The sequence below is a fragment of the Pareuzebyella sediminis genome, from assembly GCF_008367235.1.
Lineage (GTDB): Bacteria > Bacteroidota > Bacteroidia > Flavobacteriales > Flavobacteriaceae > Pareuzebyella > Pareuzebyella sediminis.
In genome coordinates this window covers 114,512-130,013 of record NZ_VTZS01000003.1, presented here as the reverse complement: position 1 = coordinate 130,013, position 15,502 = coordinate 114,512, and the positions used below count along the sequence as shown (strand labels likewise).

Sequence of the window (15,502 nt, the reverse complement as noted above, 5' to 3'; positions counted from 1 at the left end):
AAGCAAAATACAAGTACAGATTCCAAGTGGGGGTGATGCTCACCTTGATATTTGGTATTGAAACCTTAATTCGAAACCTCGTTCCGATGTATCTGATTTTCGACACAGAAACCACGGGTCTTCCTAAACGGTGGGATGCCCCTATAACCGATTCCGATAACTGGCCCCGCTGTATACAGATTGCCTGGCAGTTGCACGATGCCATGGGCCGTCTCATCGAGCATCAAGATTTCTTGGTCAGGCCTGACGGGTTCAATATTCCCTATGACGCGGAACAAATACATGGTATCTCTACGGAACTGGCGGAGCAACAGGGTGTTCCTTTAGACGAAGTTCTATGGCGTTTCAACGAAGCCATGGAAAAGACCAAGTTCATTGTGGGCCAAAACGTAGGTTTTGATCTCAATATCATGGGGGCGGAGTTTCATCGGATGGAAATCGATAATGCGCTACAGGAGTTACCGGTTCTAGATACTTGTACCGAAGAGACTGCGGTCTTGTGTCAAATTCCAGGAGGTCGGGGCGGTAAGTTCAAGCTTCCGACCTTGACCGAACTTCATGAATATCTTTTTAGAGAGCCCTTCGCGGAAGCCCATAATGCAACGGCCGATGTGGAGGCGACGACACGATGTTTTCTAGAACTGGTACGGCGTCGTCACTATACAATAGCACAGCTGGATGTATCTCCGGACTATTTTGAGCGCTTCTCCGAGGCCAATCCCCAAGAAATACAAAGCGTAGGTCTAAAACATATCAATCTTAAAGAAGCTTCGAAAAAAATTGCCGATGCGCTTTGGGAAAAGGATACCGGAGGTGTTTCCCAAGAGGAAATTAAAGAAAATATCAAGACTTTACAGGACGTTTCCTTCGTGCATCTGCATAATCACTCCCAGTTTTCGGTCTTACAGTCGACGATTACGATAAAGGGACTGGTCGAAGCGGCAGCAGCGAATCAAATGCCGGCAGTGGCACTTACCGATCATGCCAATATGATGGGAGCATTCCATTTTGTGAAGGAAATTAAGGCCCATAATGCAGAGGTAAAGAAGAGGAACGAGAAAGCCTTGGAAGAAAATTCCGGGAAGGTCGAGCAAGAGATCGTGCCGCTTATTGGCTGTGAATTTTTTGTATGTGAAGACCGCACGAACAAGAGCGTTAAAGACTATGGCTACCAGGTGGTATTATTGGCCAAGAATAAAAGAGGGTACCACAATCTGGCCAAAATGTCATCTATAGCCTATACGGAAGGATTTTATTATGTGCCACGAATAGATAGGGAAACTATACAAAAGTACAAGCAGGATATTATTGTCTTGACCGGAAACTTGTATGGCGAAGTGCCCGGGAAAATTTTGAATGTTGGGGAGAATCAAGCGGAGGAAGCCTTGCTATGGTGGAAGCGGGAGTTCAAAGACGACCTCTATATCGAACTCATGCGTCACGGACAGGAAGACGAAGACCGTGTAAATTTAGTGTTGCTGCAGTTTGCCCAAAAGCACAATGTAAAATTGGTGGCTACCAACAATACGTATTATAGTGCGAAGGAAGATGCCAAGGCACATGACATTCTATTATGTGTAAAAGATGGCGAAAAGCAGGCGACCCCTATCGGAAGGGGAAGGGGGTATCGCTATGGGTTGCCGAATCAAGAATATTACTTCAAGTCTCAAGACGAAATGAAGGAACTCTTCAAAGACGTGCCCGAAGCCATTTTGAACGTTCAAGAAATCGTCGATAAGATCGAGCCTTATGATCTTGCCCGCGATGTGTTGCTTCCCAAGTTTGGTATACCCGATGAGTTCAAAGTAGCCGAAGATGCGGAAGATGGGGGTAAACGTGGGGAGAATGCCTATCTGAGACACATTACCTACGAAGGGGCAAAGAAGCGCTACGGAGAGCTCACTCAGGCTATTCGTGAACGTATAGATTTTGAATTGGAGACGATCAAGAACTCGGGGTACCCGGGCTATTTTCTGATTGTCGAGGATTTTATCCGTGAAGCCAGAAATATGGATGTATCCGTAGGTCCGGGAAGGGGATCTGCAGCAGGCTCGGTGGTGGCCTACTGTCTGAAGATTACCAATATCGACCCTTTAAAATACGATCTGCTTTTTGAGCGATTTTTGAACCCCGATCGGGTTTCGATGCCCGATATCGATATTGATTTTGATGATGAGGGCCGGGGTAGGGTGATGGACTATGTTATCAAAAAGTATGGAGCGAATCAAGTGGCCCAGATCATTACCTATGGCACCATGGCCGCGAAGTCTTCCATTCGTGATACGGCCCGAGTTTTGGATCTTCCATTGGGCGATGCCGACCGTATCGCCAAATTGATTCCGAATATGTCGAAATTGCGGAAAATTTTCGGCGTCCCCGAAGCCGAACTAAGGAAAAAGTTCCGCTCCGACGATTTCGAAAAGGTCAATGAGCTATTGAATATTTCCGAGGGCGATGATCTCGAAGGCCAGACCTTGAAGATGGCGCAAGTGCTCGAGGGTTCGGTACGTAATACCGGAATACATGCCTGTGGGGTCATCATTACCCCTGACGATATTACGAATTTCGTTCCTGTGGCCACGGCAAAGGATTCCGACCTTTACGTCACCCAATTCGACAACTCGGTGGTGGAGAGTGCCGGTCTGTTAAAAATGGATTTCTTAGGTCTGAAAACGTTGACTTTGATCAAGGATACCGTAAAAATCGTGAAGGCGAAACACGGTATCGAATTGATTCCCGACGATTTTCCATTAGACGATGAAAAGACCTATGAGCTCTTTCAACGAGGGGATACCGTCGGTATTTTCCAGTATGAATCCCCAGGAATGCAAAAACACATGAAAGACCTAAAACCTTCGGTCTTTGATGATCTTATTGCCATGAACGCCTTATACAGACCAGGCCCCATGGAATACATTCCAAGCTTTATTGCCCGTAAGCACGGTACGGAAGAGATTTCATACGACCTTCCGGAAATGGAAGAGTATTTAAAGGAAACCTATGGTATCACCGTTTATCAAGAGCAGGTAATGTTACTTTCCCAAAAATTGGCGGGTTTTTCCAAAGGTGACGCCGATGTACTTCGCAAAGCCATGGGTAAAAAGATTTTCGCATTGCTGCAAAAGCTAAAACCACAATTTTTGGACGGGGGAGAAAAGAACGGACATCCAAGGGAGGTGTTGGAAAAAATATGGAAAGACTGGGAGGCGTTCGCGGCATATGCCTTCAACAAGAGCCATTCTACCTGTTATGCGTACATTGCCTATCAAACAGCCTATTTAAAGGCCCATTATCCTGCAGAGTATATGGCCGCCGTGTTGAGCAACAACATGAACGACATCAAGCAGGTTACCTTCTTTATGGAAGAATGTAAACGAATGGGGCTCGAAGTGCTGGGTCCCGATGTGAACGAATCGTATTATAAATTTGCGGTCAATAAAGATGGGGCCGTTCGTTTTGGTATGGGAGCCATTAAAGGGGTGGGGCGTTCTGCGGTACAGACCATTGTGGAAAACAGAAAAAAGGAAGGTTCTTTCAAATCGGTTTTTGATTTGGCCAAACGTGTCGATCTCAGGTCCGCCAATAAAAAGGCCTTTGAAAATCTTGCCGTGGCGGGGGGATTCGATTCTTTTGGAACCACACACAGGGCCCAATATTTTCATGAGGAGGGCGACGGGGTCACCTTTTTGGAGAAAGTGATCAAATCGGCGGCAAAGTTTCAAGAAAACAAAAATTCATCCCAGATGGATATGTTCGGGGGAATCAGCGAGGCACAGATACCGGAGCCGGTGGTACCACCCTGTGAAGAATGGGGAACCATGGAAAAACTTCGTCGCGAAAAGGAAGTCGTCGGAATCTATATTTCAGGACACCCCCTAGACGATTTCAAGACCGAGATCAAGGCTTTCTGTAACTCCAGCATTACCGCCATGAACGAACTCGAAACCTATGTAAACCGGGAGCTTTCTTTTGCAGGGGTCATTACCGATGTGCAACATCGTACCTCAAAAAATGGTAAGGGATGGGCCGCCTTTATGATGGAAGACTATACCGATTCTTTTGAGTTTCGCATTTTTGGAGAGGATTATTTGAAATTCAGGCATTTTCTGATGATCAACTCCTTTGTTCACGTCAAGGTTTTTGTTCGCGAAGGATGGGTCAATCGCGACACCGGCAAGAAAGGTGATCCTAGAATACAGTATAACAGCTTTATGCAATTGCAGGACGTCATGGAAGCCTATGCCAAAAAATTGACCATCAAGCTAAATATAGACGAACTAAGGGAAGAAGACGTTCACCAACTAAAGGATACCTTGGTGTCGCATAAAGGTAACCACGCGCTGAATTTTGTAATCTATGAAATGGAAGCCGAAATCAAGGTGAATTTATCGAGTAGAAAACAAAAGGTGCAAATATCAAGCGAGCTTCTTTCCCATTTGGAGGAACAGCAGGTACATTATAAACTAAATTGAGAGGATAGTTTCGGTGTCCAAAAACGGACTCTCAGGGAGATACATACCTAATTCTATAAATTCAAGTAATAGCGCTATAACCAAAATGAATGTATATTCTGTAAGAAAAGCGTTGAATTATTGACTAAATTTGCATAATCAATAAAAGGAAATAACATGGCATTAGAAATTACAGACGCAACTTTTGACGAAGTTGTCTTAAAAAGTGATAAACCCGTTGTTGTAGATTTTTGGGCGGCTTGGTGTGGCCCATGTCGCATGGTCGGTCCGGTGATAGAAGAAGTAAGCGACGAATACGAAGGCAAAGCCGTCGTAGGAAAAGTCGATGTAGACGCAAATCAAGAATATGCGGCGAAATATGGGGTACGGAACATCCCCACGGTACTCGTATTTAAAAATGGCGAAATCGTAGATAGAAAAGTAGGTGTTTCTCCGAAAAAAGCCTATACGGACGCGATTGACGCAGTATTGTAGTCCAGTCATACGTAGCGATACGAATTTCTAAAGGCCCGACGAAAGTCGGGCCTTTTATTTTTGAGCCATTTTTAAAACATACTCTTTTCCCCTATCCCTTAACCTCAATTTATCGCTATCTTAGTACTATGGACCTACAATCGGAATTAAACCGGGCCTCTCTTTTTAAGAACCTTGAACTTTTGGCCAATCAGGTGGTCGAAGGCTTCATTAGTGGTATACATAAAAGTCCATTTCATGGATTTTCAGCGGAATTTGCCGAACATAAAATCTATAATGCTGGGGAAAGTACAAAGCATATCGACTGGAAACTGTTTGCAAAGACCGATAAGCTGTATACAAAACGGTATGAAGAAGAAACCAATCTGCGATGTCATATGATTTTAGATAGCTCGGCATCGATGTACTATCCCGAAGTAAAGCATTTAGATATCGAACATTTGAACAAGATTGGCTTTGGTGTATTGGCGATTGCCGCGCTCATGAACATTCTTAAAAGGCAGCGTGATGCTGTTGGACTCAGTGTTTATTCGAATTCGTATCACGATTATTACCCGGAAAAGGGCAGTGAACGTCACCATCAGATGTTATTGGCCAAGCTCAGTGAAATAAGTCGTGACAGCGAACCGGACCGCGATACGGATACGTACACCAATTTGCACTTGATTGCCGAAAAGATAAAAAGAAGAAGCCTGATCTTTCTTTTTACCGATATGTTCCAGACCAAGACAGACGATCAAAAACTGTTTGAGGCCTTACGACATTTGAAGTACAATAAGCACGAAGTTGTTCTGTTCCATCTAATGGACAAAGCCACGGAATTACATTTTGATTTTGAAAATACGCCCAAACGTTTCATCGATGTGGAAACAGGGGAGCATATCGATTTATATTCCGATGCGGTCAAAGAGAACTACGAGAAAGGGATAACAGAGTATTTGGAGACCTTAAAACTTAAGTGTATCCAGTATCGAATAAAGTATGTGAATGTAGATATCAGCTCCAATTTTGCTAAGGTCTTGAATACTTTTATGACCGAGCGTCAGAAATTTCTATGAGGTGTCCATGTAATTTTGGAAAAAATTGTTTGCGGAATTGGAATAGCGGTGTATATTTGCACACGCTAAACGCCACGGTCTGGTAGTTCAGTTGGTTAGAATACCTGCCTGTCACGCAGGGGGTCGCGGGTTCGAGTCCCGTCCAGACCGCTTGGAATATTTCCAAATTTATGCAAAAGCCTGTAAATGAAATGTTTACAGGCTTTTTTCATTTCCATTGGCACCAAAGAATAGCAAAAAACGCCATATAAAAGGTGAGCAATTCGGTGCGCATTCCATCTCCAAAAAAATGCTCACCGACATCACTGTAATTGTCTGTTTTATAATTTATTGCAAGGATTTGTTAACATTTATTTAAGACCTCTTTTTGTACCTTCAAAGTGTTAAATCAAAACCTTTTGCCATGTTCAGTACAATCAATGTCATTTTTTATCCAAAAAAAAGAAAATCAAGCAACAATAAATTAGTGCCCATCTATGCCCGAATTACATTGGACAGCAAGCGTTCAGAGTTCAGCACAGGCAAACAGGTCGACCCCTTGAAGTGGGATGTCAACACTGGTCGATTACGAGGAAAAACCCCAGAAACACTGGTACTGAACCGATTTTTCGACACATTGAAAAACAAATGTGTAACCATCTATGATGAGCTGGTTCGCAACGAAGAATATGTGGATGCAGAAACCGTTAAGAACATCTTTTTGGGCAAGGGGCAGAAACAGTATATGATCTTGGAAATATTCCAAGATCACAATGATGAAATGGAAAGTTTGGTGGGCAAGGAATATTCCGCTGGAACACTTCAACGATATAAAGCCGCCAAATCGCATATCTTCGATTACATAGTATACAAGTACCAAAAAAGGGATTTTCCTCTTAAAAAGCTCGATTATGAGTTTATAACGGGTTTTGATTACTTTTTGAAGAGCAAAAAAAATTGCTCCCACAATACAGCGACCAAATATATTGTCAATTTCAAGAAAATTGTACGTATCGCCTATGCCAATCAATGGATTGACAGGGACCCGTTCTTCCACTGGTCCGCCAGTTGGAAACAAAAAGAACGGGAGTTTTTGACGCATGAGGAACTGGAGGCCATGCTAAAACAAGAATTTGAATTCGAAAGACTAGATACGGTTCGGGATATGTTCTTGTTCTGCTGTTACACCGGATTGGCCTTTGCCGATATAGAAAAGCTGACCAAGGACGATCTGGTCAAGGACATCAAGGGAAATAAGTGGATCAAGACCAAAAGGAAGAAAACCAAGGTATTGAGCAGCATTCCACTATTGAGCATCCCAGAGGCCATCATAGAAAAGTACAAAGAACATCCCAGGGTAATCGAAAAAAAGACATTGCTCCCCGTTTACACCAATCAACGCACCAATTCTTATCTGAAGGAAATTGCCACGGCATGCAAGATCAAAAAAACATTGACCACTCATTTGGCCAGACATACCTTTGCAACCACAGTGACACTTTCCAATGGAGTGCCAATCGAGTCAGTAAGCAAAATGCTTGGTCACACCTCTTTGAAAACAACCCAAATCTACGCTAAGGTTTTGGACTGTAAAATTTCTGACGATATGGAAAAACTGAAGAATGACCCTGCTTTATTAGAATTTGCCAAATCTATTTGAAACTATTCTTGAACTGTCCTATTTGGTGGAAGGTAGATATGAATTTATGTTTGTAAACCTGCTCGCGATAACTAAATTCAAGTGGCAAAAACTAGCCCAAAAGAACATACTTTTAACCCAACATTTAATTGCCTTCCGACTTTATCTCAATTCGTGTAAATACTTTTTATATTCAATGAACTCTTCATCTCTTGGATTAATTTGTAAAACATAGTTAATTCTACCCATAAGATGTTTCAAGTAATTAGGCTTTTTTTGGTTGGTTCGTTCAAGATGATCAGTAAGTCCAAATTTTTTGATATAGTAAATTTCATTTCTCAATGAATTACGGACCTTCTTTGGTAACTGAGGTTTTTTATTAACTATGATACCAGAAATCAATTGTGGTTGATTTGGCTTCATCAACCTTCTTTTTTCATCATTTAGTACTAGCCCAATTTTAGACAATTCGTCTTTAACTAATTTTTCAATTTCTTCAGCATTCAAATTACCAGAGAATGCCAAATCATCAGCATATCTCGTAAATTTCACTTCGTTTTTAATACAATAACCAGAAATTGCATTATCAAAATCTTTTAATATTAAGTTTGAAATACACGGACTCGTTGGGGCTCCTTGTGGCAGTTCATTTTCTCGAAAACAAAGTTTTGTGAACAAATTTGACATTTTTTCCGAGTACCCAATATTCCTAAAAAGAGATTCTACAGATTCAAATTTTATAGATTTAAAGAATTCCTTAATATCTAAGGTAAGTACAAATGGTTCGTCAGTATGATACATCGTATGCTCTTTAATACTCCTTTTTGGCACATATGCTTTTGCATATCTACTGACTTTAAGCTTATATAGAATTTCATCTAAAATCCATAATTGGATTTCCTTAAGACTGGGTAAAGGCTCATATAATGTTCTTTTTTGTTCATTACGTTTTTCAATTTGAAACTCGCGATAGAAATATTTTTGAAATTTTACTGCGCGTTTTAGATAGGAAACACTGTAGCCTACTAAACCACTTAAGTGATTGATATTATATACAACTGGAAGATTTTTTTCCAATAGTGGGTTGGCATATGACAAACACTTTTTTATATAATCAGAAGAAAAGCCATTTTCAGATGCTTTTTCAGTAAACTTTCTGACATATAATTGTTGGTTGTTCATATTTCATTTTGGAAGATCTGCCCTTAAGTCCTTAAGAACAGGGGACTACTCAGAGCCCCTGTTCGGAATAAGAATTTTGAAAAGGGAAATATCTCCGATTTTGCCTTTTCAAAATTCGCTAGCTTGAAAGAATGTTCACTATTTGGAATGGTGACTTCACCAACCAATTCTTTAAAAATCAAGCTCTGTTTGGTTTGGTAAATATATAAAATTCCTTTCGTGTTTTTTAACTCTACTTTTGTTTTCTGGTTGTATCCAATTCTCTTTGTTAGTTTCCTTTATTAGGAGTTTGTTTTGATCCAGAACTACTTTGCCTTTTTCGGTTAGAATAATCCTCTTTTCATAATAGGAAAGCAATTCATCTTGAACTAGTTTATTTGTAATATCTGAAATTTCCCTATAAGATAAACCTTCCCTCAACAGTCTTTTAACATTGCCCAAATTCTCAACCATATTGAGTACTAAAATTTCTTTCCTTTTTGTCATATTTCAAATGTTTCTTCTCTTGAAAAAGGGGCGTCAAAATATTTTTTTCCAATCCTATGTTTCATCCAAAAAATAGGGAAAGTATTATCTGGTGTTCTAGCTAAGGTTATTAAAGCTTCGCATCCATTATAGCCCAAACTAAAGTGGCTACCACCAGGAATTAGCTTTTCAATTTCTAGCATTAAGGCAATTTTTTCTTCACGAATAGGCGAATCATTAAAATCACTTAATCCTTTGGGTGAAAAATAACCGGCATAAATGGAGATTCCCTCCTTACTAATCAAATCTGATGTATGTTGTTGGATGGCTATAGCAATAATATTTAATTTATCATTTGTAATGTTCTTATTTTTCCTTAATTCCTCTAAACAATCATTTAAAGTTTCACCAGAGCCAATATAATCATCGATTAGGTAAAGTGTTTCATTATCTTTAAGTTCGAATTGAGCATCGGTCAAGTATTCAAATTTTGTGACATATTTAAATTCGACTTTCGAGTATTTTTTTAAAAATTTTTTAAATGCTTTTATTTGATACATTAAGAATGTACCACTTTTAACCTTTCCCTCATCTTCGAATTTAATTATCGGAAAAAGGTAAACTGTTTTTAATTTCTCTATTTTTTCATCTTCTACACTTTCTAAAGTCGAAAGAATTTTTTCTTGGTATTCCAATGATGTAATCCATTGATATCGTTCAACCAATTCAATTATTAGTTCCCGTTCCCTTTCATTTAAGTTATCTAGAAGAGTGCAGAAATTATCAAATACATACTCGTCAATGTCCCTATCAGTCCATTTTTTAGCTTTGAATACTTTGTTTAAATATGTAATTGATTCTACTATTGTCATTTTTGTACAACTAATTTCATTAGTTTAAGTCTAATTTAAATTCATTTAAATAAAAATCTATTCTCTCTTGCGGTTGCATAATATTGTCGCTCCAAAGAATTTCATTTTTTTCAAAGTCAAATTCCTTACAGTCTGTCAATCCGTATTGTAAAAGTCCGCCACCACCATCTGAAGGGTCTTTAAATACTATTGAGTCTTTGACTTCATCCAATTTATAATACTTGTCAAATATTTCTGCTTTCAATGCTACATTTTCAAATGATAGTTTTTCTTTTACACTTGGATAATAAATTCCCTCAATTGTCCCATCATCTAATTCATTTAATAGTTTGTTAGCAAAAAATGCACTGAAAATATAATCTCTATCATTTTCTGGATTAACTGGTTTACTAAATTGAAAAGCAATAAATTTTGTTAAGTTGATTACCGCTTCTCGATTGTTGCCCTTAAAATTTTTATTGATTTCTTTATAGAAACTTTGTTGCATTTCAAAGGTTCTCGGATTAAAAGTTCCATTTGTTGGCTGGATATGGAAAATCGGACAAACTTTAAAAGTATGCTCTTCTTTTAATCTCCATATTGATTTTGTAATTAAATCTCCAACTTTTGGGCGCATTTCTGATAATGCAGTAGTTATCAAAGGTGCTCCGTAAAATATGCTTTCTCCTTTTAAATTACATCTTCCATATTTTTTTACTTTATCAGCTGGTGGGTATTTTAGAAAATCAATGTTTCTAATTCGTTTGTTAGTTCCTAAAATCCGTTTATTAATTGTAATACGTTCCAGTTTGTCAAAATGTAAAAAGGCAATAAGATGTGTAAATAGAGGTAAAAATTTTGACATATTTTCTAAAATCCACTTTTCCCAATTTTCGTCAATTCCACGCATCGAAATTTGATTGCAAGTATTCAGCAATAAATTGAATTCGTTTATTTCGATTTGCGTTAATTCTCTCAAATGTTGCACAACTTGTTTATATACCCAACTATATTCAGCATTTACCACCAATTTCGTTGACTATGCATAACTTTTGCAATTAAATGCAAAGCATAGTTTTCTTAAAATTCAATAAATCTATGGGGGGAGTGTGAGAATTAAATATAAGAAAATTCTAGTATAAAATATACTTGGGGAAATATATGCGAGTGGTTAATTTGAATTTTATTCCCTATTAAAGTCACTATAAGTTTTCTCAATTTTTATTTTAAGAGAATCATAGAATTCCCTCTTCTCTTGAGTAAGTTTATTCTCCAATTGAAACGCTTCATCAACAATTGATAGCAAAACATCCTTTTTCTTTAATTCAAAAAGATCGTAAAAGTTAACATCTAATTGTTTACTTAACATGAAAATTTTTTCCCAACTTGTTTTGCCCTCCGCTCTTTCAATTCTACCCACAAGGGTTGAATTCGAATCTATTTGGTGTCCCAAATCAAGCTGAGAAAGCCCTTTTCTCAATCTGGCCAATCTTATAAGACAGCCAATTTGAATATTAATTAATTCTATTTCAACATCGCTGTATTTCCTCATTCAGCAAAAATTTAGAAATGAGGAATATTTATTCGATACATATTTGTATCGAATAAAGTAATTTGGTATCTTGCCCAAGAAATACATAATTTGCGATTCTTCGTTTAGAACATATTTGAAGCTTTCGCTTGGAGTCTCGACTAGAAAACTGGTAATTTTATGTGTACGAGACCATAAGCAGATTGCTCACGACCCGGGCGTGGGCTTGCTTATCGTACACAGGTATACCAGTACCCTCTAGTCGATAAGTTAAGTTCCGCGCCTTTTTGGTTTTGGTTTATTACAACTTTCTTCATAGCGTTTGGTTTCTTTATCATTTTGAGGCATCGCCCAACCAAAGGGTTATGGGAAACAAAAGGCTTATTTTTTTAGTAGAGTATTCATCTTCGGTCGGTTCTAGTTTTAGAGCGGGCCTGACCCTATTTGATATTCTCTTTAAAAAAAAGCCCAAGAATCCAATTTAACCCTAAGACTAGAGCTATGGGATATACGCAACATTTTTCCGGTTCACGATATCACTTTTCCCATAACTGACGCAAACACTTTCAAGGCAACCGGCCCAATCACGAAATCTTAGTCATTTTCCATCTAGGAATCCTATTTCCAACGGTCTTTACTGCTTGGACAGGGTGGCCTATATCCGAACCTAAACGCCCCTAGGGAAGTTACGACTTTGTCTTGACTTTTCGGGCAGTGTGGCTAAAACCCTTTGGGCAGTCCAACAATTGCCCTATGGGAAATAAAATTCCAATAAACTCTTTTAATCAAACGAACTCAACATAATGAAGAAATCACCAATACGTTTAGGCAGGGATAAGCTTTTCTTGCTCTTATATATCCTTATATCTCCCCTACTGGCCCAACAAATGCAAGCGGGCAATATCTTGGAGCCACCACAGTCCACCATTTCCGGCACCGTGACCGATAGCACAGGAGAACCCCTTGCTGGAGTCAATATTGTAGTAGAGTCCACGAATAGAGGCACCATTTCCGACATGGACGGCACCTATAACATTCAAGCAAATCCAAATGACATACTGGTTTTTTCCATAGTGGGCTTCGAATCTCTAAATGTCCGTATGGATGGAAGAAGCGTTATCAATGTACAACTGGAAGAAGATGTCACCCAATTGGGAGAAGTGGTGCTCAATGCAGGCTATTATAGTGTTTCCGAAAAGGAACGCACTGGGAACATTGCCACCATCAAAGCGGGCATCATAGAAAAACAACCCGTGGCCAATCCCTTGGCGGCCATGCAGGGACATTTGTCGGGAGTGAATATTGTCCAAGATACTGGAGTGCCTGGAGGAGGATTCTCCATTGAGATCCGAGGCAGGAACTTCCTCAATGGGGCTGCAAATCCACTATTCATAGTAGACGGGGTGTCCTTTAGTTCCCAATCTATGGGAGTCGCACGTTTGTCAAACCAGATTGTCGGGGGCAACATCAGTCCCTTGAATGCCATAAATCCCAATGATATTGAGAGCATCGAGGTCCTGAAGGATGCCGATGCCACTGCCATTTATGGTTCCCGCGGAGCCAATGGTGTAGTCCTTATCACCACTAAAAAAGGCAAGGCGGGAAAGACCAGATTCGATGCCCAATTGAGTACATCCCTAGGTCAAGTGTCCCATTTTCTGGACCTGATGAAAACAAAGGAATATTTAGAGCTTCGAAGGGAAGGAATCATAAATGATGGAGTGGACAATTTATTGGGCAATCCAGGGTTGGACTTCTTTTGGCCTGATGTGACCCTATGGGACCAAGACAGGTATACCGATTGGCAAAAAGAACTGATAGGTGGTACAGCCTACAGGAACAATGCCCAATTTTCCGTATCGGGTGGGAGTGAACGAACCCAATTTTTGATCAGCGGGGCCTATCAAAAAGAGACAACAGTATTCCCTGGGGATTTTAGATACAAAGGAGCGAGTTTGAACAGTAGCTTGAACCATCATTCCAAAGATGGAAAGTTTAGTGTCAATCTAACAACTTCCTATACCAAAGAAGACAATTTTTTACCCAGCACGGACTTTAGTCCTAAGGCATATTCATTGGAACCCAATGCTCCTGCTCTATATGATGCGGAAGGAAATATCAACTGGGAAGGTAATACATGGGAAAACCCCATGGCTGCACTGGAGGAGAAATATATGGTACTATCCAATACCCTTATATCCAATGCAGTGGTATCCTATAAAGTCTTTAACAACTTGGAATTTAAATCCAGTATGGGCTTTACCAGCTATCGGCTGGATGCCCAACGGGCCATGCCTTCCTCGGCAAGAAATCCACAATATGGTCTTACCCCCCAAAACTACTCCTACCTTATGACCAATACTTCCAAGCGGGAATCATGGATTGTGGAACCACAACTCAACTGGAACAAACAATGGAGCCCATTTTCCTTGGATATTCTTTTGGGCGCGACCTTTCAACAGGAGACCACGGAACAGCTCGCTTTGCGGGGGCGCGGCTTTCCTAACAATGAACTGATCTTTAACATTGGGGCCGCCGAAAATTTGGATATCCTTTCCAATGCGGACAGTGAATACAACTACAACGCTGTGTTTGGACGGGTAAACCTTAAATTCTTGGATAAGTATTTCATTAACCTGACGGGACGTCGGGATGGGTCATCCAGGTTTGGACCGGGCAAACAGTTTGGAAACTTTTGTGCCGTCGGGATAGCGTGGCTTTTTTCAGAGGAACACTTTATGGGCGACGGTTCTGTATTGAGCTATGGTAAATTGAGGACAAGCTACGGAACAACAGGGAGTGACAATATTGGTGATTATCGGTTCTTGGACACCTATTCCGTTACAGGGAACGATTATAATGGAGTAACCATCATAGAACCCACAGGGCTTTTCAATCCCTTGTTCGGATGGGAAGAGAACAGGAAATTGGAGGCGGCCTTGGAGCTAGGCTTCTTCAAGGACAAATTATTGCTCAATGCCTCTTGGTACCGCAACCGCTCATCCAATCAATTGGTGGGAATTCCTTTGGCAGCCACTACGGGGTTTTCAGAACTGACCGGAAATTTCGATGCCATAGTAGAGAATACAGGATTTGAATTGGACCTAAGAACCGTAAATATAGAATCCAAAAAATTCAAGTGGTCCACGATTATTAATCTGACGGTTCCCAAAAATAGATTAGTGGATTTTGATGGATTGGAGAACTCCACGTTTGCCAATAGATATATAATAGGTAAGCCCCTATCCATTGTAAAATTATACCATTCCCTTGGAGTTGATCCTGAAACAGGGGTTTATATGTTTGAGGATTATAACGATGATGGGAATATCAATAGCCAGGAAGACAAGGAATGGGTCGAGGACCTGGCCCCTAAGTTTTATGGGGGATTGGGCAATACCTTAAATTTTGGAAACCTGACGTTGGATTTCTTTTTCCAGTTCAAAAAACAAAGGACCTTCAATACACTTCAATTCGGTGTTATACCGGGTCGTAAGGGGAATATACCCATGGACCTATATGATCGTTGGCGACAACCTGGGGACATAACAAGCTTCTCACGAGCCTATAGTGGCTTGGTACCCACAGGCGGGCTGGACAATTTCCAACAGCAAAGCAATGCCTCGGTTTCGGATGCCTCCTTTGTTCGGTTACGAAACATTTCACTGAATTATAGCATCCCTAAATTGCAGGAAGGCCTTGATATCGATGTATACCTACAAGGGCAGAATCTCTGGACCATTACAGGCTATAAGGGACCTGACCCAGAGCAGCCAACCAGTACCCGATTGCCGTCATTGCGTCAGATAACCCTTGGATTCCAACTCAGTTTTTAACCTTAAACCCATAAC

Annotated in this window: 10 protein-coding genes and 1 tRNA gene; 6 read left to right on the top strand and 5 right to left on the bottom strand. The window is 40.2% G+C overall.

Translation table 11 applies throughout. From position 1 onward, the window contains the following. Positions 1-86: 86 nt before the first annotated feature. The 5 genes from dnaE to F2B13_RS11305 all read left to right on the top strand — a co-directional run bounded on the left by dnaE (position 87) and on the right by F2B13_RS11305 (position 7,643). Positions 87-4,472, top strand: coding sequence for a DNA polymerase III subunit alpha (gene dnaE, locus F2B13_RS11325; RefSeq protein WP_149304457.1), 4,386 nt, complete (start codon positions 87-89; stop codon positions 4,470-4,472). A 156-nt stretch (positions 4,473-4,628) separates the two neighbouring features. Then, positions 4,629-4,946 carry a thioredoxin gene (gene trxA, locus F2B13_RS11320; RefSeq protein ID WP_149273074.1) on the top strand — a complete coding sequence of 106 codons (318 nt, stop codon included), beginning with the start codon at positions 4,629-4,631 and terminating at the stop codon, positions 4,944-4,946. A 128-nt stretch (positions 4,947-5,074) separates the two neighbouring features. Next, the gene (locus tag F2B13_RS11315) at positions 5,075-6,004 is read left to right on the top strand and encodes a DUF58 domain-containing protein (protein WP_149304225.1); all 930 of its coding nucleotides are present in this window, start codon (positions 5,075-5,077) and stop codon (positions 6,002-6,004) included. Between the two features lie 76 nt (positions 6,005-6,080). Further along, positions 6,081-6,154, top strand: a tRNA-Asp gene (locus tag F2B13_RS11310). Between the two features lie 253 nt (positions 6,155-6,407). Beyond that, positions 6,408-7,643, top strand: a complete 1,236-nt coding sequence (locus F2B13_RS11305; RefSeq protein WP_149304224.1) for a site-specific integrase — start codon at positions 6,408-6,410, stop codon at positions 7,641-7,643. Positions 7,644-7,784: 141 nt separating this feature from the next. Here the strand turns inward: F2B13_RS11305 and F2B13_RS11300 are convergent, their stop codons facing one another. From F2B13_RS11300 to F2B13_RS11280, 5 genes are all read right to left on the bottom strand, one after another. Next, a complete protein-coding gene (locus F2B13_RS11300) occupies positions 7,785-8,804 on the bottom strand; it encodes a reverse transcriptase domain-containing protein (RefSeq protein ID WP_149304223.1) in 1,020 nt (339 codons plus the stop codon). Positions 8,805-8,975: 171 nt separating this feature from the next. After that, complete coding sequence (locus F2B13_RS11295) at positions 8,976-9,290, bottom strand: hypothetical protein (RefSeq protein ID WP_149304222.1); 315 nt, start codon at positions 9,288-9,290, stop codon at positions 8,976-8,978. Next, positions 9,287-10,141: a phosphoribosyltransferase-like protein gene (locus F2B13_RS11290; protein ID WP_149304221.1), complete on the bottom strand. Its 855-nt coding sequence runs from the start codon at positions 10,139-10,141 to the stop codon at positions 9,287-9,289. Before F2B13_RS11290 ends, F2B13_RS11295 begins: the two co-directional genes overlap by 4 nt. Before the next feature lie 19 nt (positions 10,142-10,160). Further along, the gene (locus F2B13_RS11285; RefSeq protein ID WP_149304220.1) at positions 10,161-11,030 is read right to left on the bottom strand and encodes a hypothetical protein; all 870 of its coding nucleotides are present in this window, start codon (positions 11,028-11,030) and stop codon (positions 10,161-10,163) included. Between the two features lie 273 nt (positions 11,031-11,303). Beyond that, a complete protein-coding gene (locus tag F2B13_RS11280) occupies positions 11,304-11,672 on the bottom strand; it encodes a helix-turn-helix transcriptional regulator (RefSeq protein WP_149304219.1) in 369 nt (122 codons plus the stop codon). 782 nt (positions 11,673-12,454) lie between these two features. On the opposite strand from F2B13_RS11280, the gene F2B13_RS11275 reads away from it, so the two are divergent. Further along, positions 12,455-15,487: a SusC/RagA family TonB-linked outer membrane protein gene (locus F2B13_RS11275; RefSeq protein WP_149304218.1), complete on the top strand. Its 3,033-nt coding sequence runs from the start codon at positions 12,455-12,457 to the stop codon at positions 15,485-15,487. Positions 15,488-15,502 lie beyond the last annotated feature (15 nt).

Bases quoted from the DNA above. Each gene is read 5' to 3' on its own strand.
- F2B13_RS11285 (WP_149304220.1), bottom strand. From the start codon at position 11,030: ATGCGTGGAATTGACGAAAATTGGGAAAAGTGGATTTTAGAAAATATG.
- F2B13_RS11295 (WP_149304222.1), bottom strand. From the start codon at position 9,290: ATGACAAAAAGGAAAGAAATTTTAGTACTCAATATGGTTGAGAATTTG.
- F2B13_RS11275 (WP_149304218.1), top strand. From the start codon at position 12,455: ATGAAGAAATCACCAATACGTTTAGGCAGGGATAAGCTTTTCTTGCTC.
- F2B13_RS11280 (WP_149304219.1), bottom strand. From the start codon at position 11,672: ATGAGGAAATACAGCGATGTTGAAATAGAATTAATTAATATTCAAATT.
- F2B13_RS11305 (WP_149304224.1), top strand. From the start codon at position 6,408: ATGTTCAGTACAATCAATGTCATTTTTTATCCAAAAAAAAGAAAATCA.
- dnaE (WP_149304457.1), top strand. From the start codon at position 87: ATGTATCTGATTTTCGACACAGAAACCACGGGTCTTCCTAAACGGTGG.
- F2B13_RS11315 (WP_149304225.1), top strand. From the start codon at position 5,075: ATGGACCTACAATCGGAATTAAACCGGGCCTCTCTTTTTAAGAACCTT.
- F2B13_RS11290 (WP_149304221.1), bottom strand. From the start codon at position 10,141: ATGACAATAGTAGAATCAATTACATATTTAAACAAAGTATTCAAAGCT.
- trxA (WP_149273074.1), top strand. From the start codon at position 4,629: ATGGCATTAGAAATTACAGACGCAACTTTTGACGAAGTTGTCTTAAAA.
- F2B13_RS11300 (WP_149304223.1), bottom strand. From the start codon at position 8,804: ATGAACAACCAACAATTATATGTCAGAAAGTTTACTGAAAAAGCATCT.